This is a genomic window from Streptomyces sp. NPDC051211, assembly GCF_040689505.1.
GTDB lineage: Bacteria > Actinomycetota > Actinomycetes > Streptomycetales > Streptomycetaceae > Streptomyces.
The window spans coordinates 31783-54134 of sequence record NZ_JBFBAV010000028.1 but is presented as its reverse complement, the minus strand read 5'-3'; the positions used below and the strand labels follow the sequence as shown (position 1 = coordinate 54134).

The 22352-nt window shown below is 73.3% G+C and carries 19 protein-coding genes; 8 read left to right on the top strand and 11 right to left on the bottom strand.

Features of this window, described 5'->3' with window-relative positions; genetic code table 11:
* Positions 1 to 7: 7 nt before the first annotated feature.
* From AB0447_RS24640 to AB0447_RS24610, 7 genes are all read right to left on the bottom strand, one after another.
* Entirely contained in the window at positions 8 to 1420 is a 1413-nt protein-coding gene (locus AB0447_RS24640) for an aldehyde dehydrogenase family protein (RefSeq protein ID WP_366478907.1), read from the bottom strand.
* A gap of 81 nt (positions 1421 to 1501) precedes the next feature.
* Complete coding sequence (locus tag AB0447_RS24635) at positions 1502 to 3013, bottom strand: citrate:proton symporter (RefSeq protein ID WP_366478906.1); 1512 nt, start codon at positions 3011 to 3013, stop codon at positions 1502 to 1504.
* A 73-nt stretch (positions 3014 to 3086) separates the two neighbouring features.
* Positions 3087 to 5351 (bottom strand): molybdopterin oxidoreductase family protein, encoded by a 2265-nt coding sequence (locus AB0447_RS24630; RefSeq protein ID WP_366478905.1) that lies wholly within the window; start codon positions 5349 to 5351, stop codon positions 3087 to 3089.
* 86 nt (positions 5352 to 5437) lie between these two features.
* The gene (locus AB0447_RS24625) at positions 5438 to 6067 is read right to left on the bottom strand and encodes a TetR/AcrR family transcriptional regulator (RefSeq protein ID WP_366478950.1); all 630 of its coding nucleotides are present in this window, start codon (positions 6065 to 6067) and stop codon (positions 5438 to 5440) included.
* Between the two features lie 21 nt (positions 6068 to 6088).
* Positions 6089 to 7576, bottom strand: coding sequence for a hypothetical protein (locus AB0447_RS24620; RefSeq protein ID WP_366478904.1), 1488 nt, complete (start codon positions 7574 to 7576; stop codon positions 6089 to 6091).
* A 5-nt stretch (positions 7577 to 7581) separates the two neighbouring features.
* Positions 7582 to 8430: a hypothetical protein gene (locus AB0447_RS24615; protein WP_366478949.1), complete on the bottom strand. Its 849-nt coding sequence runs from the start codon at positions 8428 to 8430 to the stop codon at positions 7582 to 7584.
* A gap of 89 nt (positions 8431 to 8519) precedes the next feature.
* Positions 8520 to 10646, bottom strand: coding sequence for a right-handed parallel beta-helix repeat-containing protein (locus AB0447_RS24610; protein ID WP_366478903.1), 2127 nt, complete (start codon positions 10644 to 10646; stop codon positions 8520 to 8522).
* A gap of 131 nt (positions 10647 to 10777) precedes the next feature.
* Between AB0447_RS24610 and hmgA the strand changes: the two genes are divergently transcribed.
* Together hmgA and AB0447_RS24600 are read left to right on the top strand one after the other, a co-directional pair.
* The gene (gene hmgA, locus AB0447_RS24605) at positions 10778 to 12127 is read left to right on the top strand and encodes a homogentisate 1,2-dioxygenase (protein ID WP_366478902.1); all 1350 of its coding nucleotides are present in this window, start codon (positions 10778 to 10780) and stop codon (positions 12125 to 12127) included.
* 112 nt (positions 12128 to 12239) lie between these two features.
* Positions 12240 to 12989, top strand: a complete 750-nt coding sequence (locus tag AB0447_RS24600) for a GntR family transcriptional regulator (protein ID WP_366478901.1) — start codon at positions 12240 to 12242, stop codon at positions 12987 to 12989.
* A gap of 3 nt (positions 12990 to 12992) precedes the next feature.
* On the opposite strand, the gene AB0447_RS24595 is transcribed toward AB0447_RS24600, so the two are convergent.
* Positions 12993 to 13175: a hypothetical protein gene (locus tag AB0447_RS24595; protein ID WP_366478900.1), complete on the bottom strand. Its 183-nt coding sequence runs from the start codon at positions 13173 to 13175 to the stop codon at positions 12993 to 12995.
* A 116-nt stretch (positions 13176 to 13291) separates the two neighbouring features.
* Between AB0447_RS24595 and AB0447_RS24590 the strand changes: the two genes are divergently transcribed.
* Complete coding sequence (locus AB0447_RS24590) at positions 13292 to 14413, top strand: type ISP restriction/modification enzyme (protein WP_366478948.1); 1122 nt, start codon at positions 13292 to 13294, stop codon at positions 14411 to 14413.
* Positions 14414 to 14539: 126 nt separating this feature from the next.
* Here AB0447_RS24590 and AB0447_RS24585 read toward each other — a convergent pair whose 3' ends face one another.
* Complete coding sequence (locus AB0447_RS24585) at positions 14540 to 15268, bottom strand: TetR/AcrR family transcriptional regulator (RefSeq protein WP_366478899.1); 729 nt, start codon at positions 15266 to 15268, stop codon at positions 14540 to 14542.
* Between the two features lie 70 nt (positions 15269 to 15338).
* Here AB0447_RS24585 and AB0447_RS24580 point away from each other — a divergent pair, with 70 nt between their 5' ends.
* The 3 genes from AB0447_RS24580 to AB0447_RS24570 all read left to right on the top strand — a co-directional run bounded on the left by AB0447_RS24580 (position 15339) and on the right by AB0447_RS24570 (position 18479).
* Positions 15339 to 16298, top strand: a complete 960-nt coding sequence (locus tag AB0447_RS24580) for an ATP-binding cassette domain-containing protein (protein ID WP_366478898.1) — start codon at positions 15339 to 15341, stop codon at positions 16296 to 16298.
* Entirely contained in the window at positions 16295 to 17083 is a 789-nt protein-coding gene (locus AB0447_RS24575; RefSeq protein WP_366478897.1) for an ABC transporter permease, read from the top strand. Before AB0447_RS24580 ends, AB0447_RS24575 begins: the two co-directional genes overlap by 4 nt.
* Positions 17084 to 17288: 205 nt before the next feature.
* Positions 17289 to 18479, top strand: a complete 1191-nt coding sequence (locus AB0447_RS24570) for a CaiB/BaiF CoA-transferase family protein (protein ID WP_366478896.1) — start codon at positions 17289 to 17291, stop codon at positions 18477 to 18479.
* 63 nt (positions 18480 to 18542) lie between these two features.
* Here AB0447_RS24570 and AB0447_RS24565 read toward each other — a convergent pair whose 3' ends face one another.
* Entirely contained in the window at positions 18543 to 18812 is a 270-nt protein-coding gene (locus AB0447_RS24565) for a hypothetical protein (RefSeq protein ID WP_366478895.1), read from the bottom strand.
* A 287-nt stretch (positions 18813 to 19099) separates the two neighbouring features.
* Between AB0447_RS24565 and AB0447_RS24560 the strand changes: the two genes are divergently transcribed.
* Complete coding sequence (locus tag AB0447_RS24560) at positions 19100 to 20164, top strand: serine/threonine-protein kinase (RefSeq protein ID WP_366478894.1); 1065 nt, start codon at positions 19100 to 19102, stop codon at positions 20162 to 20164.
* Positions 20165 to 20191: 27 nt separating this feature from the next.
* On the opposite strand, the gene AB0447_RS24555 is transcribed toward AB0447_RS24560, so the two are convergent.
* Complete coding sequence (locus tag AB0447_RS24555; protein WP_366478893.1) at positions 20192 to 20998, bottom strand: SGNH/GDSL hydrolase family protein; 807 nt, start codon at positions 20996 to 20998, stop codon at positions 20192 to 20194.
* Positions 20999 to 21241: 243 nt separating this feature from the next.
* Here AB0447_RS24555 and AB0447_RS24550 point away from each other — a divergent pair, with 243 nt between their 5' ends.
* Positions 21242 to 22348, top strand: coding sequence for a DUF5925 domain-containing protein (locus AB0447_RS24550; protein ID WP_366478891.1), 1107 nt, complete (start codon positions 21242 to 21244; stop codon positions 22346 to 22348).
* Positions 22349 to 22352 lie beyond the last annotated feature (4 nt).

Sequence of the window (22352 nt, the reverse complement as noted above, 5' to 3'; positions counted from 1 at the left end):
GGGGCGGTCAGAACTGCAGGGACTTGGTCTGGAGGTACTCGGCCAGGCCGTGCGGGCCGAGCTCGCGGCCGACACCCGACTGCTTGTAGCCGCCGAAGGGGGCGAGCGGGTTGAAGCGGCCGCCGTTGATGTCCACCTGGCCGGTGTCCATGCGGCGGGCGAAGGCGACCGCCGTCTGCTCGTCGGCCGCCCAGACGGCCCCGCCGAGCCCGTACACGGTGCCGTTGGCGATCCGGAGGGCGTCCTCCTCGTTCTCGTACGGGAGGATCGCGAGGACCGGGCCGAAGATCTCCTCCTGGGCGATGGTCATCTCGGGCGTCACGTCGGCGAAGACGGTGGGCGCGACGAAGTAGCCCTGCTCGCGCGGCGCCTCGGATCCGCCGGCGACCAGGCGGGCGCCTTCTTCGACGCCCTTGACGATGTACCCGCGGACGCGGTCCCGCTGCTTGGCGTTGATCACGGGGCCGAGCCGGGTCTCGGCATCCCGGGGATCGCCGACGGGGTACTTGGCGACCGCGTCGGCAGCGAGGGCGACGGCCTCTTCGTACTGGTCCCGGTGGACGAGCATCCGGGTGAGCGCGTTGCAGCTCTGGCCGGAGTTGTTCATGACATGGCCGACGCCGGTCGCGACGGCCTTGGCCAGGTCGGCCCCGGGCAGGATGACATTGGCCGATTTGCCACCCAGTTCGAGGGCCACGCGCTTGATCGCGGCGCCGGCGGTGGCGCCGACGAGGCGGCCGACGGCGGTCGAGCCGGTGAAGGAGACGAGGTCGACCTCCGGGTGGGCGGCCAGCGCCTGCCCGGCGACCGGGCCGGTGCCGGTCACCAGGTTGAAGACGCCGGCCGGCAGGCCGGCCTCGTCCGCGGCCTCGGCGAAGAGCTGCGCGGTCAGCGGGGTGTCCTCGGCGGGCTTGAGGACGACCGTGCAGCCCGCGGCGAGAGCGGGTGCCACCTTGGCAACGATCTGGTGCAGCGGGTAGTTCCAGGGGGTGATCGCTCCGACCACACCGACCGGTTCGAGCAGCACGGTGGAGTTCCCGATGCGCTCCTCGAAGGAGTAGGAGGCCCCCAGCTCGGCGAAGGAGGAGGACACCGCGATGGGTGCCCCGACGTGCACCATCTCGGAGAACCCGCGCGGGGAGCCGAGCTCGGCGGTGATGGTTTCCGCGAACTCCCCCTTGCGGGCGATCAGCACGTCGCGCAGGGCGGCGATCCTCGCCGCGCGCTCGGCGGGCGGGGTGGCCGCCCAGCCCGGGAAGGCCGCGCGGGCCGCCCGTACCGCCGCGTCGACGTCCTCGGCGGTGCCGGCCGGGACGCCGCCGAGGATCTGTTCGTCGGCGGGGTTGACGACCTCGATCCGGTCCCGTCCGGCGGCAGGCCGCCATTCCCCGCCGATGTACATGCCGTCGTGGGCCTTCATCGCATTCCTCCCGAGCCACCAGCGCATCGAACCTCGCGAACACCCTACAAACTAGCGTCGGTAGTTTTCTGCGCGCCAGGGTCAGATGATGCCGAAAACGATCCCTGCCGCGAGCACCACGAGGGAGGTGAGGGCGGCCCACTTCACGGTGAAGCGGGTGTGGTCGCCGAACTCCACCTTGGCCATGCCGACGAGGACGTACACGGCCGGAACCAGCGGGCTGGACATGTGGAGGGCCTGGCCTACGAGCGAGGCGCGGGCGATCTCCAGCGGGGAGACCCCGTGCGCGGCGCCGGCTTCGGCGAGGACCGGCAGGACGCCGAAGTAGAAGCCGTCGTTGGACATGAAGTAGGTGAGCGGCAGGCTGAGCAGGCCGGTGACCAGGGCCATGTGGGGGCCCATGCCCTCGGGGACGGCTTCGACCAGCCAGTCGGCCATGTGCTTGACCATGCCGGTGCCGCTGAGGACCCCGGTGAAGACGGCGGCGGCGAAGACCATGCCGGCCACGTTGAGGACGTTCTCGGCGTGGGCGGCGATCCGGGCCTTCTGCTCGGGCATCTTGGGGAAGTTGACGGTGAGCGCGAGGGCGGCGCCGAGCAGGAACAGCACCGGGATGGGAAGCAGCTCCATGATCATCGCGGTGAGCAGGACGAGGGTGAGCCCGGCGTTGAACCAGTAGAGGCGGGGGCGCAGGGTGGCCCGGTGCGGGTCCAGCCCCTGGAAACCGCCCTGCTCGGACGCGGCGGCCGCGGCATCGTCACCCGTACCGGTCGCAATGGTCGGACCAGAGGCGCCGGAGGAGGGGGAGGAACCGGAGGAGCCGGAGGAACCGGAGGCATCAGAGGAGCCGGAGGGGCTTCCGGCCGACCCGGAGGCTCCGGAGGCCGTGGCTGCGGGGGCGCCGGAGGCGCCCGGGGCGCCTGCCGTGACCAGGGCTTCCGCCGGGGTCTCCGCGGTCTCCTCGCCGGGCATGACCAGCGAACCGACCCGGCGGCGCTCCCGCACACCCAGGACGTAGGCGAGGACGAAGACGAAGAGCAGGCCGACCGCGAGGGCCGGGATCATCGGGACGAAGATGTCGGCGGCGTCGACCTTGAGGGCAGTGGCGGCGCGGGCGGTGGGGCCGCCCCAGGGCAGGGTGTTCATCACGCCATTGGCGGTGGCGGCCACGCCCGTCATCACCACCAGGCTCAGGCCGAGCCGCTTATAGAGCGGGTACATCGCCGAGACCGTGATCATGAAGGTGGTGGAGCCGTCGCCGTCGAGGGAGACGATCGCGGCCAGCACGGCGGTGCCGACGACGACGCGCATCGGGTCCGCCTTGCAGAACCGCAGGATGCCCCGGACGATCGGGTCGAAGAGCCCGACGTCGATCATCAGGCCGAAGTAGACGATGGCGAACATCAGCATGGCGGCGGTCGGTGCGAGTTTCCCGACGCCTTCGATGACGTAGTCGCCCAGCTGCGCTCCCTGGCCGGCGAAGACACAGAACAGCGCGGGGATGAGCACGAGTGCCGCGATCGGCGACATCTTTTTCATCATGATCAGGACGAGGAATGTCGCGATCATGGCGAATCCGAGGATGGTCAGCATGGAGGGAACGTAGGTGTCGTCGGATCGCGTTAACAAGACGTAAACCCGTGAGCAATACGAGCAAAACCCCAGCTCAGGGCAGGGGTGTCAACTCCACCGGGAAGCCGTTGAGGACGGCGGTCCCGGACAGCGGGTCCAGTCGGCTGCCGTCCAGCAGCTGGTTCACATTGACTCCCGGCTCGGCGGAGGCGGCGGACAGCCGGGTGCCCGGCCGGTCGTGGCCCCACCCGTGGGGCAGGCTGACCACCCCGGCGCGCACGCTGTCGGTGATCTCCACGGGAACCTCCAGCGAACCGCCGTCGGCGCTGATCCGGGCAGTCTTCCCGTCCGCGAGGCCCAGCCGGCCCGCGTCATCGGGATGCACCTGGAGGGTGCAGCGGTTGGAACCTCCGGTGAGGGCCGGGACGTTGTGCAACCAGCTGTTGTTGGACCGCAGATGCCGGCGGCCGACGAGCACCAGGCCGGTGGGGCGTTCCGCCATCGCCGCGCCCAGCCTGGGGAGTTCGGCGGCGATCGGCTCCGGCAGCAGCTCGATCCTGCCGCTGCGCGTCTTGAGCAGGCCCGGGAGCCGGGGCCGCAGCGGGCCCAGGTCGATGCCGTGCGGGTGGTCGAGCAGGCGCTGGAGGTTGAGTGCGGCGTCCGCCGGGGCCGGCTCGGCTGCCGGGGCGGCGCCGAACAGGTCGCCGTACGGGCCGAGCCTGAGCATCAGGTCCAGGCGCCGTTCGGCCGCGGAGGTGCCGGTGAGCAGGCCGGCGAGCCGGTCCGGGTCGTCCCCGTGCAGCGGGGAGCCGGGATCGGCGACGGCCCTGGCCAGGGTCCCGCGGATCGCCATGTCGTCCACGGCGGCCGGGGCGGCGGCGCCGTGCATGCCGGACACGGCGAGGATCAGGCGGGCCTGGATCTCGCATTCGTCCATCCGGCCCGCCTCCAGGGGGACGGCGGCCGGGCTGAAGCGGGCCTGGTTGCGCACGGCGAATCCGTTGAACGCGAAGTCGAAGTGCGCGCTCTGCGAGGGCGGCGGCGGGGGCAGCACCACATGGGCGTGGCGGGAGGTCTCGTTGAGGTAGGGGTCAACCGAGACCATGAAGTCCAGGCCGGCCAGGGCCGCGTCGAGGCGCTGCCCGTCGGGCGCGGACAGGACCGGATTGGCGGCGATGGCGATCACCGCGCGGATCCGGCCCTCCCCCGGGGTGTCGATCTCCTCGGCGAGGGCGGCGATGGGGAGTTCGCCCTTGGCCTCGGGGTGGCCGGACACCCGGCTCGACCAGCGGCCGAGCGCAAAGCCCTTGCCCGGTCCGGCTGCCCTGGGGGCGGGGGCGGTCGCGGAGAGCGGGAAGAGGGCTCCGCCCGGACGGTCGAGATTGCCGGTGAGGATGTTGAGTACGTCGACCAGCCAGCTGGCGAGGGTGCCGTACTCGACCGTGCAGCTGCCGATCCGCCCGTAGACGGCGGCGGTGCGGGCAGCGGCCAGGTCGCGGGCCAGCCGGCGGATCTCCGCGGCGGGGAGATCGCAGGCGGGGGCGACCTCCTCGGGGGTGAAACGGGCGAGGGCGGCGGCGAGTTCCCCGAGGTTCCCGTCGAGCTGCTCGGCCAGCGGGCCGGGATCGGCGAGTTTCTCGTCGAGCAGGGTATGGGCGAGGGCGGCGAGCAGCAGCGCGTCGCTGCCGGGCCGCGGGGCCAGGTGACGGTCCGCCAGCCCGGCGGTGCGGGTGCGCCGCGGGTCGACGACCACCAGGGTGCCGCCGCGGGCCCGGAGGGCCTTGAGCCGGCCGGGGAAGTCGGGCGCGGTGCACAGACTGCCGTTGGATTCGACCGGGTTGGCGCCGAGGAGCAGCAGGAAGTCGGTGCGGTCGAGGTCCGGGACCGGGATGGCGAAGGGGTCGCCGAAGAGCAGTCCGCTGGAAACGTGCTTGGGCATCTGGTCGAGGGTGCTGGCGGTGAAGAGGTTGCGGGTGCCCAGGGCCTTGAGCAGCAGCGGCGGGTAGAGCGCCCCGGCCATGGTGTGCACGTTGGGATTGCCGAGGACCACGCCGACGGACTGCGCTCCGTACTCCCCGACCAGGGCGGATACGGCGGCGGCGATGGCGTCGTACGCCTCCTCCCAGGTGGCTTCCCGGAGTTGCCCGTCGCGGCGGACCAGCGGGGTCCGCAGCCGGTCGGGGTCTCCGTCGACCCCGGCGAAAGCCGCACCCTTGGGGCAGATGAAGCCGCGGCTGAACACGTCCTCACGGTCGCCGCGGGCGCCGGTGACGGCGGTGCCCGCGAGGGTGAGGGTGAGGCCGCAGGTGGCCTCGCAGAGCGGGCAGATGCGCAGGGCGGTGCGGGGAGCGCTGGGCATGGGCCCTCCTGGGGGCGGCAGGCTGCGGCACGCGGATGCCCCGAGCATACCGACCGGTAGGCACGGCGGGGAGGGTCCGGCGGATCTCAGTCCAGGACGCGGGCGAGATAGGCCTGCATCATCGCGCGGGTCTCGTCGACGATGTCCTGGTCACCGGCCGGGTCGGAGCGGAACGCCAGCTGGATCAGGGCGTCGGTGGCCTCCACGGCGACCAGGACGGCGCGCCGCAGCGGTGTGTCCGGGGTCCGGCCGAGGTGGGTGCAGAGCAGGTCGGTGAGGCGGGCGGCGACCAGGTGGTTGGGGTCCGCGGGCGATTCCTCGGCCGGCGGGGCGGGCACCCCGAAGTCGACCAGGACGAAGCCGGGGACGCTCCGCTTCATCGCCAGGTACTCGTCGAGCACGGCGTCCACGACCGGCCGCCAGTCGGTGGCCGGCAGCAGAGCGAGCCGGTCGGCGATGCCCTGGGCGTAGCGGTCGAGGTTGCGGTGGGCGAGGGCGTCGGCCATGGCCCGCTTGTTTCCGAAGAACCGGTACACGGAGCCGATGGGCACGCCGGCGCGGAGGGCCACGGCGCGGGTGCTGAGGTTCTCGTAACCCGTCTCGTCGAGCACTTCGGCACAGGCGTCGAGGATCCGGGCGAGCCGGTCGGCGCTGCGCTGCTGGATCGGGGCGCGGCGGAGGGAGTGGGCGGGAGGCACTGGGGGCACGGGGTCCATCATGCCGCTCCTCGATGTCGATCAGTTCAGCAGGAGGCCTATTCCGCCGATGGTGTAGATGATCATCAATACGAAGAGCGGGAGCTGGCCTGCGACGGCCCGGGCGGGCGGGAAGAGGCGTACGGAGCGGTCGTGCGCGGCGATCACACCGAGGACGTGGCCGGTGACCACGGCGATGACCTGGAGGGCGGCGAGACCGCCGGGGCCCAGGAACGGAGCGGGTGCGGAGGCGTTGTCAGTGCCCAGTGCCATGCTTACGGTGCGTGGTCCTTCGGTCACCAGGAGGGAGAAGTAATGGGCGACGAGATAGCCGAGGGCGATCGGCAGGAGTGAGTGCGCGAAGGCGGTCAGGGGTCCGGGGAGCGGGCCGGAGACCAGGCGGGTGGCCGCGGCGCACAGGCAGTAGAGGGCGGCGACGAGCAGGACGGAGCCGAGGAGTCCGAGCGTGGCCGTGGGGGTGCGGCCGAGGGGGGAGGTCTGGACGGTATTGATCCAGGAAGGGGTGTCGGAGAAGCCGTCGTAGGCGGTGGATCCGAGCAGGACGCAGACGGTGGCGACGAGTCCGGGTTGCTCGGGTGTCGCGTCGAGTCCGTGGAAGGGGTTACGGAGGACCAGGCGGCCGTCGCTGCGGCGGCCGAGGGGGGAGAGCCGGGACAGGAGCGCGGAGTACACCTCGAAGGCGTCTCCGCGGGCGAACCAGCGCTCGCCGAAGCGGGCGGCGAACAGCAGCTGGACGACGGCGTAGCAGGTGAGAGCGGTCAGGAGGGTGGTGGTCGATGCGGGGTCGGGGGCGACGAGTTCGAGCCAGGTGAAGCCGACCAGTCCGAGCGCGGCGGGCCGGATCCCGAGGCGGGGCGGGAGCGGCCGGCCGACGGGCGCGGCGCCGACGGGCGGGTCATCGGCGGGCCGCGTCCCGGGGGCGGCCGGGAACGGCCGGCCGGCGGGCACGGCGTCGCCGGGCACGGCGTCGCCTGCCGGCCGGCCGGCGGGCACGGCGTCGCCTGGCTCGGTGGCCGGGCCGCCGGGGGGCCGGCGGCCGGGTTTGCGGTGCCGGGCTCGGACGAGGAGGCCGTGCAGGGTGCGCAGTGGGTTGAGGAGGCGCCAGACGGGGCCGAGGAGGAGGGAGGCGGGGACCAGGCCGACCCAGAGGAGGACGTAGACGGCACCGGGCGCCGGGTTCCGGTCGGGGTCGTCGGGGCCGAGGAGGAGGTGCAGCAGGACGAAGACGGTGGCGGCGAGCCCGAGCACCCGCAGGGCGGTGCGGGTGGCGGGGGCGTCGATGAGGAGCTGTAGGCGTTCGGGCAGCGGGCGGCCGGACCGGTCGCCGCGGAAGCGGGAGGTGGACCAGAGCAGGCCGAGGGCGAGAAAGGAGACGAACAGGGCGGTGAAGGCGCCGGCGAACGCGTAGAAGGGAGAGATGGGCAGGTCGTGGGTCGAGCCCACGCCGTGGGCGAGGGACTGCCCACGGCCGGGGGCCGGCAGGCCCAGAGGGATTCCGCTCGACCTCACCCGGGTCACCGGACCACGAGCTGGGTGAGGACGAGGCCGGACTCGTGGGTTTCGACCTCGAAGAGGCCGGTGCGGTCGGCCGTCAGGAGCAGGGTCGCCTCCTGGCCGGGCGGCAGGGCGATCTCCTTGTCGTATCCGTGGACGTGCAGGGTGTCGGCGCGGTCGCTGGTGACGCGCAGGGCCACGCGCTCGCCGCGCTTGAGCTCGGTGCGGCCGGGGGCGGGGTTGACCTTGCCGTTGCGGACCGACACGGTCACCGTCCGGTCCGCCTCGGCCGGGGCCGGACTACCCGGGGCCGGGGTGCCCGGTGGCGGGGCCGGTGCCGGGCTGCCCGGGGCCGGTGTGCCGTGGGTGTGGCCGGGGGCGGTCCCCGGTGCGGCCGCGGTGAGTTCCGCCGCGGCCTGGACCGGCTTGCCCGCGACCGCCCAGACGGTGTGGTCGTCGGCGTAGAGGCGGACGGTCAGGGTGTGCGTGCCCTGCGGCACCTGCGCGGCCGGCAGGTGGTGCCAGGGACCGTACAGGCGGGCCAGTTTGCGGCCGTCCAGCTCCAGGTGGGCGTGGCCCGCGCCCGGGAGGGCCGCGCCGCCGGTGCTGTCGGGGGTGAACCGGAAGTTCTGTACGGCGAGTTGGAGGTTCCAGCCGTCCTCGGTGTCCGGGCGGACGGTGAGGTGGACCTGCGGGGCGCCGGCCGCCGGGACCTCTCGGTACCGGTGGCCGGCTGGGTCCTTGGCCTCCAGCAGGGTGCCGGTGCTGCCGCCGGCCTCCTGGTGGCCGGTGCCGGGCTTGTGGTGGGTGGTGGGCCGTCCCCCGCAGCCCGCCGTGCCGCCGGCGAGGAGCAGGACGACGGCGAGCAGGGCCGCGAAGCGGCGGGCCCGGCCGTGCCCGCGGGGCGGCGTACCGCAGGCCTGGCAGGCGGCGGGGTCGGCCGAGTCGTGGGGGCCGGTCACGCCGCACCCTCCGGGGTGTCCCCCGCCCGGCCGGCCGGGCCGGCCGGGGCTGGGACGCGGTCGGGCGCGGGGTCGGCGTCCGGGGTGGCGGGGCCGCCGTCCACCCGGCCGGGGCCGGGGCGGGCGGCGGCGATCACGGCCCACAGCACCCAGACCACCGCCACCAGGCCGCGGAGCCAGGCCGGGCTCAGCGGGATCCAGGGGATCATCAGCACCGCCTTGTCGAAGGCGTCGAGCAGGGTCAGTGCGCCCAGGAGGAGGGTGAGGCGGGCCAGCCAGGGGCGGTCCGGGTGCAGGGCCAGGCCGATGCCGGTCCACCACAGGCCCAGCAGGAGCAGCGCGAGGGCCGGTACGAAGGTGCCGGTCAGGGGCATGGTGGAGCCGGCCACGTCGAGGGCCAGGCCGGCCAGGCCCAGCAGCGAGACCACCGCGGCGGCCCGGCTGCCGCGCAGCCGGCGCCACCACAGGATGCCGCCGACCAGCAGCAGCACCGCGGCCACCGCCAGGGCGAGCTGGGTCTCGACCCGTTCCAGGCCGCGGGCGCCGTACCAGTCGCAGCCGGCCGGCAGTCGGCGGGCCTGGACGCTGTAGTCGGCGCACACCAGCAGCTGGACCAGCTTGGCCGGTTCGCCCACCAGCCGGGCCGAGGCGCCGGAGACGTCTCCGCGGGCCGCGCCGCACTCCGGGAGGGTGCCGGGGCTGGAGCCGTCCGGGCCGTCCTGCCAGCAGTTGCCCTTGCCCTGGCCGTCCCACCACACGTCCATGCCGTTGGGGCGGGAGTTGCCGGCCTTGTCCTTGCCGAGGACGTTGCCGGCGTACCGGTTGTGGTGGGAGGTGTCTGCCTGCTTCGACCAGGACTCCTCGCCGCGGATGAAGGCGGGGACGGCGCTGAGGAAGAACCCGGCGCGCCTGTGCCCGTACACCCAGTTGTCCTCGTAGATGTTCCAGTTGCCGCCCGCGGTGATGATGCCGGTGCCGGGAGGCATGGAGATCTGCGGGCAGACCACGCCCTGCTCGTAGCCGCGGTCGATGGGGTCCTTGGCGCAGGTGCCGTCGGCCACGTACCGGTAGTAGTCCTGGTTGTTGTCGTGGATCAGGTTCCGCTCGAACTTGGCGTGGTTCTGCGGGAGTCCGGGGTGGCCGGGGAAGGCGCTGTCCATGGAGGCGCCGCCCATGTTCTGGTCGAACTCGTTGTCGTGCACCCACACCGAGTCACCCGCGGTGCCGGAGTAGCCGACCATGTTGTGGTGGCTGCGGCAGCCGGTGATCTCGATGGAGTAGCGGGGCACGTCGTAGCCGCGCCCCTCGTTGATGTTGGAGGCGCTGCCCGGGTAGATGCCGGAGTCGCCGTTGCCGTAGGACTCGCAGTTCTTGTAGAGCCCGTGGTCGCTGGCGAAGGTCAGGAAGCCGTACTCGTCGTTCCAGCGGGTCAGCACGTCGTCGATCACGAAGCCGTCGCCGGCCAGCACGTACAGCGAGTTGAAGGTGGTGCGCTGGGCGGTGAAGTTGCGGAAGTAGATGCCGTTGGACTTGTCCGCGCGGATCCCGTTCAGCTTCTGGTACTTCGCGTCGATGACCACGTCCAGCCGGGAAGCGCCGGTGCCCTCGATCTGCAGGTTCGTCTTGCCGAGGATGGCGACGAGGTTCTGGTTGTGGCGGCACTGCACCTGCTGCTCGTAGCTGAGGATCTGGTAGCCCAGCGAGGAACTGGGCGCCTTCAGGGCGGCGCACTCCCCCGCCGGTTTGGGCAGTGAGGGCTCCTCCTCGTACAGGCCGGGCAGGATCGCGATGTTCATGCCGGGGCGGTCGACCTTGTCGACGGCCTCCTGCAGGTGCCGGTAGCCGCTCTGCAGGCAGCGGGCGAACAGGGCGAGATTGCGCTGCCTGAGCTCCTCAGGGAAGGCGGCGACGCGCTTCTCGAAGTCGGCCCGGTCGGTCTTGCAGACGATGAGGTCCGGCTCGGCCCGGCGGTATTCCGGTACGGATCCGGAGCCGTCCGGGAAGGTCACGGGGCGTTCCTCGTGCGCCCGGGCCGCGGGCGCGGCGAGGAGCAGGGTCAGGAGGGCGAGGAGGGCGGCGAGGAGCGCCGCCGGCACGGCAGGGAACCTGCGGGTCCACGACATGCGCGAGAGAGTAGAGCAATGTTCATCTTTTGGGATCCCCCCGTGCGCGACCTTTTCCGCCCACCCCCGCGCCGGTGCGCCGTTGACGCGACGGGGCGCGGAATCCTACTGTCGACCATAGGATTCCTTCGATGGAGCGGGAGCAGCGCATGAGCAGCGGCAACGAGCAGGCCAGGAAGACGGCGGCGGGGCTGGAGTACCTCACCGGCTTCGGCAACGAGCACAGCTCGGAAGCGGTCCCCGGCGCCCTCCCCCTCGGCCGCAATTCCCCCCAGCGCGCCCCCCTCGGCCTGTACGGCGAGCAGCTCAGCGGCAGCGCGTTCACGGAGCCGCGCGCCCTCAACCGCCGCTCCTGGCTCTACCGGATCCGCCCCTCGGCGGCCCACCCGCCCTTCACCCGCATCGACAACGGCGGCCTGCGCACGGCCCCCTTCACCGAGGCCGTGCCGGATCCGAACCGGCTCCGCTGGAATCCGCTGCCCGACCCGGCCCCCGGCACCGACTTCCTGGCCGGCCTGTGGACCCTCGGCGGCAACGGCGACGCCACCCAGCGCACCGGCATGGCGATCCACCTCTACGCGGCCAACGCGCCCATGACCGACCGGGTGTTCAGCGACTCCGACGGCGAGCTGCTGATCGTCCCCGAGCGCGGCGGGCTGCTGCTGCGCACCGAATTCGGCCTGCTCAGCGCCGCCCCCGGCCAGATCGCCCTGATCCCCCGCGGCGTCCGGTTCCGGGTCGAGCTGCTGGACGCCGACGGCGAGGCCGCCCGCGGCTACGTCTGCGAGAACTACGGGCAGCCCTTCCAGCTGCCCGACCTCGGCCCGATCGGGGCCAACGGCCTCGCCGCCGCCCGCGACTTCCAGGCGCCGGTGGCGGCGTACGAGGACGTCGAGCGGCCGACCCAGGTGGTCAACAAGTTCTGCGGGAACCTGTGGTCCGCGACGTACGGCCACTCCCCCCTCGACGTGGTGGCCTGGCACGGCACCCACACCCCGTACGTCTACGACCTGCGCCGCTTCAACGTCCTCGGCACCATCAGCTACGACCACCCGGACCCGTCGATCTTCACGGTGCTGACCTCCCCCTCCGACACCCCGGGCCTGGCGGGAGTGGACTTCGTGGTGTTCGCCCCGCGCTGGCTGGTCGGCGAGGACACCTTCCGGCCGCCGTACTTCCACCGGAACGTGATGAGCGAGTACATGGGCCTGATCGAGGGTGCCTACGACGCCAAGGCCGAGGGGTTCGTGCCCGGCGGCGGATCCCTGCACAACATGATGTCCGCGCACGGCCCGGACCGGGACACCTTCGACAAGGCCAGCGCCGCCGAGCTGAAGCCCCAGAAGATCGACGACGGCCTGGCGTTCATGTTCGAGACCCGCTGGCCGATCACCGCCACCGCGCAGGCGGCCGGTGCCGGTCATCTGCAGCGCGGATACGACGATGTCTGGCAGGGTCTGGAGCGCCACTTCCGCGCCTAGGATCCCGTCGAGGAACCCTCGACCGGTCGCCCCGTCGACCCGTCGCCCCGTCGCCCCGTCGAGGACCTCGTCGAGGATTTCTGCACACGCCCCATCCGTACGGAGAACCGCCGTGACCGCCTTCGCCCCCGACTCACTGGTACTCAACCGGAAGCTGCCGCTCTGGTACCAGGTGTCGCAGTCACTGCGCGCCTCGATACTCGGCCGCAGCCCGGACGCCTCACTGCGCCTGCCCACCGAGGAGCAGCTGGCCGAGCACTACGGGGTGAGCGTGCTGACCATGCGGCAGGCCCTCAAGGAGCTGGAGCAGGAGGGCCTGATCAGCCGGCACCGGCGGCGCGGCACGTTCATCGAGCCGGGGGCGCAGCGCGGCGCGCCGGTGCGGCTGCTGGGCTCGGTCGACGCGATCGTGGCCCAGCAGTCCGGCGAGCTCACCACGGTGCTGGGGCAGGAGCGGGGGCCGGTGCCGGGGGATCTCGCCGAGTACTTCCCGGACGCCGCGGAGCTGGTCACGTACCGGCGGCTGCGCCGTGACGGCACCACCGGGGAGCCCACCAACTGGGCGGAGAACGCGATCCGCCCCGAGCTCGCAGCGGCGGTGGAGGCGGCCGATCTGGAGCGCTGGCCGATGACGAAGGTGCTGCGGGACGTGGTCGGCGTACGGATCAGCCGGATCACGGACACGGTGGAGGCGCGGCTCGCCGACCCGGCCACCGCGGAGCTGCTGGACGTGCCGCTGCTCAGCCCGATCCTGCACTACACGGGCGTGACGTACGACGTGGACGGCCGGGTGGTGGACGTGGCACGGATCCGGTACCGGGGAGACCGGTTCTCCTTCACGGTGACCGTCGACGCGCACTGAGCGTCAGCGGTCGCCCTCCTCGTCCTTGCTGCGCTCGTCGTCCTTGCTGCGCTCGCCCTCGGCCTGCGAGGGCGTGGTCCGCGTGGTCTGCGGGTGGCGCTGCCGCCGCTCCTTCTCGTCCATGTCCTCGTCCAGGCGTTCGCCTTCGGCCTGGGACGGGGTCGAGTACTCGTCGTACTGGCTCATGGCCGCCTCCTCGGGTCGGGACATGTGCATACAAAAGGAGCGTAACGCTTTGCGTCCGCCGGAGGCCGCCTAACATCTGCGGAGTGAGCGACGAAGCGCTGCTGCTGGACGATCTGATGCCCTGGTCGGTGGCCCCGCTGCGGCTGGGCCGGGCCTGGCCCGCCGCCGCCGATGCCGCGACGCTGCGGGCCCGCTGGGCCGCCGTGACCGCGGCCGGTGCCGCCGAGCGGGAGCGGCTGTTCCGGCCGAGCCGACTGCGTACGCCGGAGGGCGGGGCGGCCGCGCTGCCGGGCCAGCGGGTCCGCACCGGGCGGTTCGCCCAGGAGCCCGGTGAGTGCCCGGAGCCGGTGCGGGTGGTGTCCGGGCCGTTCCACGAGGAGTGGCTGCTGCCGGACCAGCGGCTCATCGACGCGGCCCGGCCGGAGCTGTGGCGGGTCCGCGACGCGCACCAGCTGTTCCTGCTGGAGGGCGATGTGGAGCCGCTGGTCACGGCGCACCTGCCGGCCGGGCCTCAGGGCCGGGTCCGGCCGCTGCACCGGCGTCCCGGCGGGGCCGAGCCCAATGTGGCGCCGGGCCTGCTCGACTTCCTGGGCGGGCTCTACCGCACCTGGGTGACCCCGGAGGACGTCCTGTCCTGGGTGCTCGCGGCCGGCCGGCCCGGCCCCCGGGGGTACGAGGTCCCGCTCGCCACCGATCCGGAGACGTGGCGGGCGGGGCTGGAGCTCGGCCACCGGATCCTGACCGTCCAGCTGCGCGGGGCCCGGGGCGGGGAGCCGCCGCGGCTGCCGGGCGGGCGCCGGCCGTACGTCCGCGCGGCCGTGCCGGCCCGGCCGGACGGGCTCTCGTACGACCCCGGGACGGAAACCCTCCACCTCGGCTCCGGGCAGATCTCGCCGGTGCCGGCGGAGGCATGGGAGTACGAGGTGCGCGGGGTCCGGGTCGTGGAGGGGTGGTTCGCCGCCCGCACGGCCTACCGGGACGCGGACGGGCTGGAGGCGCTCGGCCCGGCCGAGTGGCCGCAGGAGTGGACCTCGGAGCTGCTGGGCCTGCTCACCACCCTGTCCCTGCTGGCCGAACTGGCCCCGGCCCGGGCGGCGTTCACGGTCTCACCGGCCCTCCCGGCGGCCGACCTGCGGCAGGCGGGCGTCCTGCCGCCGCCCCGCTGGTCCCGCCGCCCGGCCTCGGTCCTGGACCACCAGGAGGAGGGGCCGGGCGGCCAGTTCGCCCTGCCGCTCTGAGCCCCCCATGGCCCCGGGGGGATCACCTGCCCCCGGGGCCGTCCTCCTGCCCCGCCGCCGCTCTCCGAGGAGAGCGGCGGGGCCTCGGCCATGCCGTGGCCACAGCCTGCCGGCCTGCGGACCGGCTCAGCGGCCCCAGCCGGCCAGCAGCCGCGTCATCGAGCGGTCGAACACGTCGGCCAGTTCCGGCCGCGCCTCGGTGATCGGCGCGGCGCCGCCGGTGAGCGCCGCCGTCAGCCTCGGGTACTGCCCGGTGGCCAGTTGGGAGCCGAGCCAGGCCGCCCGTACGCCCTGCTCCTCGGCCTCGCTCCAGGGCAGCGACCGGGCCCGCTCGGCCAGCGCCAGCTCGCTCGCCACATAGGTCGCCACCGTGCCGTTGACCGCGGCGACGAGCTCCAGCTTCTCGCCGTCCGGCACCTCCAGCGGCGCCAGGCAGTCCAGGCTGTGCTCCAGGTACCGCAGGGCGTTGGGGCTGAAGCCGTAGACGGGACTCAGCAGCCGGGGCAGCCACGGGTGACGGTGCATCAGCGCCCTGGTCTGGCGGGCCAGCGCCAGCTGGTCGGCCCGCCAGTCGCCGGTCGGCGGGGTGAACTCGTACTCCCCGCCGACCGCGTCGACCATCAGCTCGTACAGGTCCTCCTTGCGCGGCACGTAGTTGTACAGGGACATCGTCCCGGCGCCGATCCCGGCCGCCACGCGCCGCATGGAGACGGCCTCGATCCCCTCCGCGTCGGCGATCCGCACCGCCTCGGCCGCGATCGACTCGCGGCTGTGCGCGGGCCGGGGCCCACGGCCGGCCCGCTGCGGGCGGGCCCAGATCACCTCGGGTTCAGCGGAGCGCCCGCTGGCTGTCATCGGTCATCACCTCGTTCCTCGCCCCTCATCGTAGTTACGTACGCCGTACGTAGTCAGGTATGGTCGCCCCATGACAACTACGTACGCCGTACTTAGTGAGGGTCTGGAGAAGCGGTTCGGGGAGGTCCATGCCCTGCGCGGGCTCGATCTCGCCGTCCCCGAAGGCACCGTCTGCGGGCTGCTCGGCCCCAACGGAGCGGGCAAGACCACCGCCGTCCGGGTCTTCGCCACCCTCACCGCCCCCGATTCCGGCACCGCCGCCGTCGCCGGCCACGACGTGGTCCGCGCCCCGGCCGCCGTCCGCCGGCTCATCGGCGTCACCGGCCAGTACGCCTCCGTCGACGGGGATCTGACCGGCCGGGAGAACCTCCGCCTGTTCGCCAGGCTCACCGGGCTCCGCGGGCGGGCCGGCCGGGTCCGCGCCGACGAGCTGCTCGACCGGTTCGGGCTCGGCGAGGCCGCCGACCGGGTCGCCGGCACCTGGTCCGGCGGTATGCGCCGGCGCCTGGACCTGGCCGCCGGACTGCTCACCCACCCCCGGGTGCTGTTCCTCGACGAGCCGACCACCGGCCTGGATCCGGCCGGCCGCGAGCAGATCTGGACGGCGGTCCGAGCCCTCGCCGAGGAGGGCACGACGGTGCTGCTGACCACCCAGTACCTGGAGGAGGCCGACCGGCTCGCCGACGACATCGTGCTGATCGACCACGGCCGGGCCGCCGTCACCGGCACCCCCGACGCCCTCAAGGCGCGCATCGGCTCCTCCGCGGAGGTCACGGTCGCCGGCCCCGAGGTACTGGCCGATGCGGCCGCGGTGCTCGACCGGCTCACCGGCGGGCGCCCGGTCCTCGACCAGGAGCGGCTGACCATCGGGGTGACGGTGCGCGATGCGGGCCTGACCCTGCCGCGGATCGTCCGGGCGCTGGACGCGGCCGGGGTGCCCGTCACCGACGCGAGCCTGCGCCCGCCCACCCTCGACGAGGTCTTCCTGCGCCTCACCACCCCCACGCCCCAGAAGGAGCACGCGGCATGAGCAACGTCCTCGGCGACGGTACGGCGATCCTGGGCCGGCAGCTCCAGAAGGCGCGGCACGCCCCCGCCCTGCTGATCCTCACCCAGACCATGCCCATCACCATGCTGCTGTTCTTCGGCTACGTCTTCGGCAGCGCGCTCGCCATGCCGGGTGCCGAGTACCGGGAGTTCCTGGTGCCCGGGCTGCTCGCCGCGACCGCCGCGAACGGCCTGATGACGGGCATGTTCACGGCCGCCCAGGACGCCCACCGGGGGGTGATGGACCGGTTCCGGACGCTGCCGATGAGCCGGGCCGCGGTGCCGCTCGGCCAGACCGGCGCGGACCTGCTGACCACGGCGGTGGCGATGGTTCCGCTGATGCTGGTGGGGCTGGCCATGGGCTGGCGGATCGAGAACGGCCTCCCGGGAGCGTTGGCGGCGCTCGGCGTGCTGCTGCTGTTCCGGTTCGCCACCGCGTGGGTGGGCACGTACCTCGGGCTGGTCAGCAAGAGCGAGGAGGCCGCCGGGCAGCTCGGCAGTGCCACCTTCGTCCTGCCGATGCTCTCCAGCGCCTACCTGCCGACGGAGGGGCTGCCGGGCTGGCTGCGGACGGTCGCCGAGTGGAACCCGATCAGCGCGGCCGCGACGGCGGTCCGCGAGCTGTGCGGGAACGCGGGCGGCGAGGCCGCGGCGGGGGCCGCCTGGCCGGCCGCCCATCCGGTGGCCGGGGTGGTGCTGTGGTCGTTGGCACTGCTGGCGGTCTTCGTGCCGCTGACCGCGCGCAGGTTCGCGCGCGGTCAGGGCTGAGGGTCGACGGCCGTCCGGGCCGAGGGGGCAACGGCGTCAGGGTCTCCTGCGGCGGTCGGTACGCCGGTGCGGCTGTCGGTACGTCGGCACGTCGCCGACGCCGACGCCGACGCCGAGCACCATAAACGCAGGAAACGTGCATACGGTGGGATATCCATGCGGCATTGGTGACAGCACCCACCCACAGCCGATAGGGATCGGTGTCATGGAACCCCTTCCCTTGGACGGAATCACCGTCGTCGCCGTCGAACAGGCCGTCTCGGCCCCCTTCGCGACCCGGCAGCTCGCGGACCTCGGCGCCCGGGTGGTCAAGGTCGAGCGCCCCGACGGCGGGGACTTCGCCCGCGGCTACGACACCGCCGCCCGCGGGCTGGCCTCGCATTTCGTCTGGGCGAACCGGGGCAAGGAGTCGATCGCCCTGGACCTGAAGGAGCCGCGCGGCCGGGAGGTGCTGGAGCGGCTGATCGCGGGCGCGGACGTGTTCGTGCAGAACCTCGCGCAGGGGGCGGCGGCCCGGCTCGGCCTGGATGCGGCCGCGCTCACCGCCCGGTACGAGCGGCTCGTCGCCGTCGACATCTCCGGCTACGGCCCGGAGGGCCCGTACGCGCACAAGCGGGCCTACGACATGCTGGTGCAGTGCGAGGCCGGGCTGGTGTCGGTGACCGGAACTCCCGAACAGTCCGTCAAGTCGGGCATCCCGGCGGCCGACATCGCCGCCGCGATGTACGCCTTCTCCGGGGTGCTGGCCGCGCTGTTGCGCCGGGGCACCACCGGGCGCGGCGGCCCGGTGGAGGTGTCGATGCTGGACGCGCTCGCCGAGTGGATGGGGCATCCGCTGCACCACACCATGCACGGCGGGGAGCAGCCGCCGCGGACGGGGCTCGCGCATGCCGTGATCGCCCCGTACGACGCCTACCCGACGGCCGACAACAGCCAGGTGCTGCTCTCGGTGCAGAACGACCGGGAATGGCGCCGGCTGGCGGAACAGGTCTTGCTGCGGCCGGAGTTGGCGGACGATCCCGCGTACGCGACGAACGCGGCGCGGACCGCGAACCGGGAGAAGACCGACGCGGTGGTGGCCGAGGCGCTGGCCCGGCTCGGCGCGGCGGAGGCGATCGGGCGGCTGGAGGCGGCCGGCATCGCCTGCGCACGCCTCAACTCGGTGGCGGAGGTGGCCGGACACCCCCAGCTGGCGGCACGGGACCGCTGGCGGGAGGTGGACTCACCGGCCGGCCCGCTACGGGCCCTGCTGCCGCCGATCGGGCTGCCGGGCGGCGCGGCACCGCGAATGGGTGCGGTGCCCGCGCTCGGCGAGCACACCGACGCCCTGCTGCGCGCCCTGGGGATGACGGGCGCGCAGATCACGGCGCTGCGCCGGGACGGTGTGGTCGCCTGAGGCCGGGACGAAGGTGTGTGTCGGCGGAGGTCCGCCGACGGCGGGTGTCGGGGGACGGGGTGGTTACGAGCGGCGGCTGCCGAAGAGGGTGCGCCGCAGTCGGCGCAGCGGCGCGAAGAGGGCGACGCGCGCGCTCCGGCTCCGCTGGCGGTGCGTGTGGTCGCGCGACGTGAGTTCACGCATCAGCAGGGTCGCCTCGGCCGCATCGCGCTGCGGGACGGCAGGTCCGCCCAGCACCGCGAGGTGGCGGTCGAGGCGCGAGCTGGTCGCGCTGCTACCGCAGGTGATGGCAGGCACGCGGGGCGGCCTGCTGCGCATTGCTATCTGTTCCATGTCTCTCCCCACCCGTACGAGGGCACCCGGCCCGGGCAGGGTAACCCTATCGCCCCCGCGTCGCAGTCGGGTATCCCGGTGGTGTGAATTACCCCTATGGGGACGGGGAGTTGACGGTTACTCAGTGGAGTCATTCGTCACCCTCCGTGCAAATCGGCCGGTTTGGAGAGTTTCTGCGCGACCGGCGCCACACCGCACGAACTCGGATAACGTGGAGTGATCGGCCCGTTACGGACGGGCGGAGGGGCGTCCGGCGGTGGGCCGGGTGAGCTGACGGGGGGCCCGGGGTGAGCGGAGAGCCGAGCGGCGGACGCGTTGTCGCGGGCCGGTACCGGCTGCTGGGCCCGCTGGGCGAAGGCGGCAGCGGCATCGTGTGGCGGGCCCGGGACGAGATCCTGGGCCGCGAGGTCGCGGTGAAGGAGGTCCGCGCTCCGGCCGGACTGGACCCGGAGGCCGCACGAGCGCTGTACGCACAGGTGGAGCGGGAGGCCGGGGACGCGGCCCGGATCTCGCACCGCGGGGTGGTCCGCGTGCACGACGTGGCCAGCGAGGACGGCCGGCCGTGGATCGTGATGGAGCTGATCCGCGGGCTGTCGCTGGCCGAGGTGCTGGCGGCGGAGGGGCCGCTGCCGCCGCAGCGGGTGGCCCACCTCGGGGAGCAGCTGCTGGTGGCGCTGCGGTCCGCGCACGAGGCGGGGGTGCTGCACCGGGACGTGAAGCCGGCCAACGTCCTGGTCGGGAACGACGGCCGGGTGATGCTGAGCGACTTCGGGACGGTGCGCCCGGCCGGTTTCGCGGCGCCCGAGTACCTGGCGCCGGAGCGGCTGTCGGGGCGCGAGCCGGGGCCGGACTCGGATCTGTGGTCGCTGGGCTCGCTGCTGTACGCGGCCGTCGAGGGCGGCCCGCCGCCGCCCTTGCGGGAGGGTGCGGCGGGGATCGCCGCGCCGGGCCGGGCGGGCCCGCTGGCCCCCGTACTGGAGGGACTGCTGCGCCGGGAACCGGCGGAGCGGCTGCCGGCGCCGGAGGCGGCCCGGATGCTGCGGGTGGTGGGCGCGGGCGGCAGCGTACGGGCCTCCGGCGGACCGGTGTCGGACTCCGCGGCCCGTCCCGCCGCCACCGGGTACCGGGACGGGTCCGGGGACCGGGCCGGGGACGGCGGTACGGACCGTACCGGCAGTGCGGGTCGTTCGGACCGTGCGGGCAGTGCGGGCAGTGCGGGGGCCGGTGGCGGGTCCCCGGCGCCGGTACCGCCGGATGAGGCGGTACCGCGCCGGGCCGGCCTGGTGCTCACGGCCGGAGTGCTGGTGCTGCTGGTGGCTCTGGTGGCGCTGATCTGGCTGCTGGCCGGCTGACCACGGGGCCCGCCGGGGGCCTGGGGGTCAGGCGGCGTTGGTGAAGACGGGCAGGTACCCGCCGGACTGACCGGCCGCGGTGGGGTGGTACGACTCGCCGATGTTGGTCCAGTTGACGCTGTGCAGCCAGGGGCTGCCGGAGCATATCTCGTGGCCGGTGAAGGCGCCGACGACCGAGGCGTAGGTGAAGCCGTGGTCGGCGGCGCGCTTGGCCAGGGCGGTGTTCAGGTGGTCGGCCGCGCCGTTGATGGCGGCGCGCTCGCCCTCGGAGAGCCCGGTCAGGCAGCTCCCGTTGAGCTTGTAGAAGCGGGGATAGCCGATGACCACGACGTGGGCGGCCGGGGACTTGGCCCTGATGGTGTTGTAGACCTGGTTGAGCTGGCCGGGCAGGGTCGTGTCCACGTACGCCTTGGCCTGGTTGACGCGGTTGATGCAGGAGGACTCGGACTGCAGCACACAGGTCGTCATGACGTCGGAGAATCCGGCGTCGTTGCCGCCGACGGTGATGCTGACCAGGTCGGTGCCGCTGTTCAGCGGTCCGAGCTGGTTGTTCAGGACATCACCCGTACGGGCGCCCGAGCAGGCGGTGAAGGAGAAGGTCTGCGGGGAGTGGGCGGCGGCCCAGAGCGCGGGGTAGGCGCGGCTGGTCCGCTTGCAGCTTCCGCTGCCGCTGTCGTAGTTCCCGGCGCCGACTCCGGAGGAGTACGAGTCACCGAGCGCGACGTAGCCGAAGTCGGCCTGGGGTGCGGCGGCCGCCGCTCCGGCGCCGAACAGGGCGGCACCGGCGGCCAGCAGCAGGGCGGAGGTTAACGAGGCGAAGCGCGACACTCTCATGGATGCGGCTCCTTGTGGGGGTGGCTTGACGAGTCGTCAAGGCCGTCGAGTTACGTCGTACAAGGAGCCGGGCACTTCTGGAAGTGTCCATGCCAAGAATCTTCGGCGTGGGGATCGGGGTGACGATCCGGCCGGAATCTTCACGCCCCGAGGCGTTTGAGGAGGGAAGTTGCACACCCGATCCAGCGAACGAACCGCCAAAACACGGGTGCGGGAGGGGAGTCCGTGCCGGATCATGGGCCCATGTCAGTCACCCCAGACGACCCACAGCACGCGCTGCCGATCCGGCTCAACGTCGACGACAGCGATTCACCGTCGGATGTCGTCGATGCGCTGTTCCTCGGCCGGTTCGCCTCCGGCGAGCAGCCGTACTCGCACAGCGTCACCATCGAGCGGGTCAGGGCCGGCGCTTCCCTGCTGCCGCCCTCGGCCACGGTGCTCCGCTCGGCGCGCGACACCGACCGCAGCGCCACCCTCGCCCAGGGGGAGGGCTGGACCATGCTCGTGTCGCGCTGGAGCCGGGGCGCGGACGTGACGGTGACGGCGATCAGCGACGAACTGGCCTCCACGGTGCTCGGCGAGGCCACGGACGGCGCCCAGGACGAACCCGAACCGCAGCCGGAGAACGTCACCATGGGGTTCTGGTACGTCTCCCCGCGCCGCGGCCCGTACCGCACCACCCGGCAGATCGCCGCCGGCACCTGGGCGGAGGTCCGCCCCAACTACACGGCACCGGTCGCCGGCGCCATGGACCGGCTGATGAAGGTGACCCCGGACGACATCGCGGGCCGCCTGCTGCTGCTCCACGGCCCGCCGGGAACCGGCAAGACCTCGGCGCTGCGGACCCTGGCCCGGTCCTGGCGGGACTGGTGCCAGGTGGACTGCGTCCTGGACCCGGAGCGGCTGTTCAACGACGTCGGCTATCTGATGGACATCGCCATCGGCGAGGACGAGGGCACCGCCAAGGGCCGCTGGCGGCTGCTGCTGCTGGAGGACTGCGACGAGCTGATCCGCGGCGAGGCCCGGCACACCGCCGGCCAGGCCCTGTCCCGGCTGCTGAACCTGACGGACGGCCTGCTGGGACAGGGCCGCAACGTCCTCGTCGGGGTCACCACCAACGAGGACCTGGAACGGCTCCACCCGGCGGTGGTCCGGCCCGGCCGCTGCCTGGCCCGGATCGAGGTCGGCAAGCTGACCCACCGCGAGGCGGTGGACTGGCTGGGCACCGACGAGGGGGTGTCCCGCGAGGGCGCGACGCTGGCCGAGCTGTTCGCCCTGCGCCGCGGCGCGGGCCCGGCCGCCGTCCTCCCGCCCCAGCCGCACGGCCCGGCGGCGGGCCTCTACCTGTGACCGC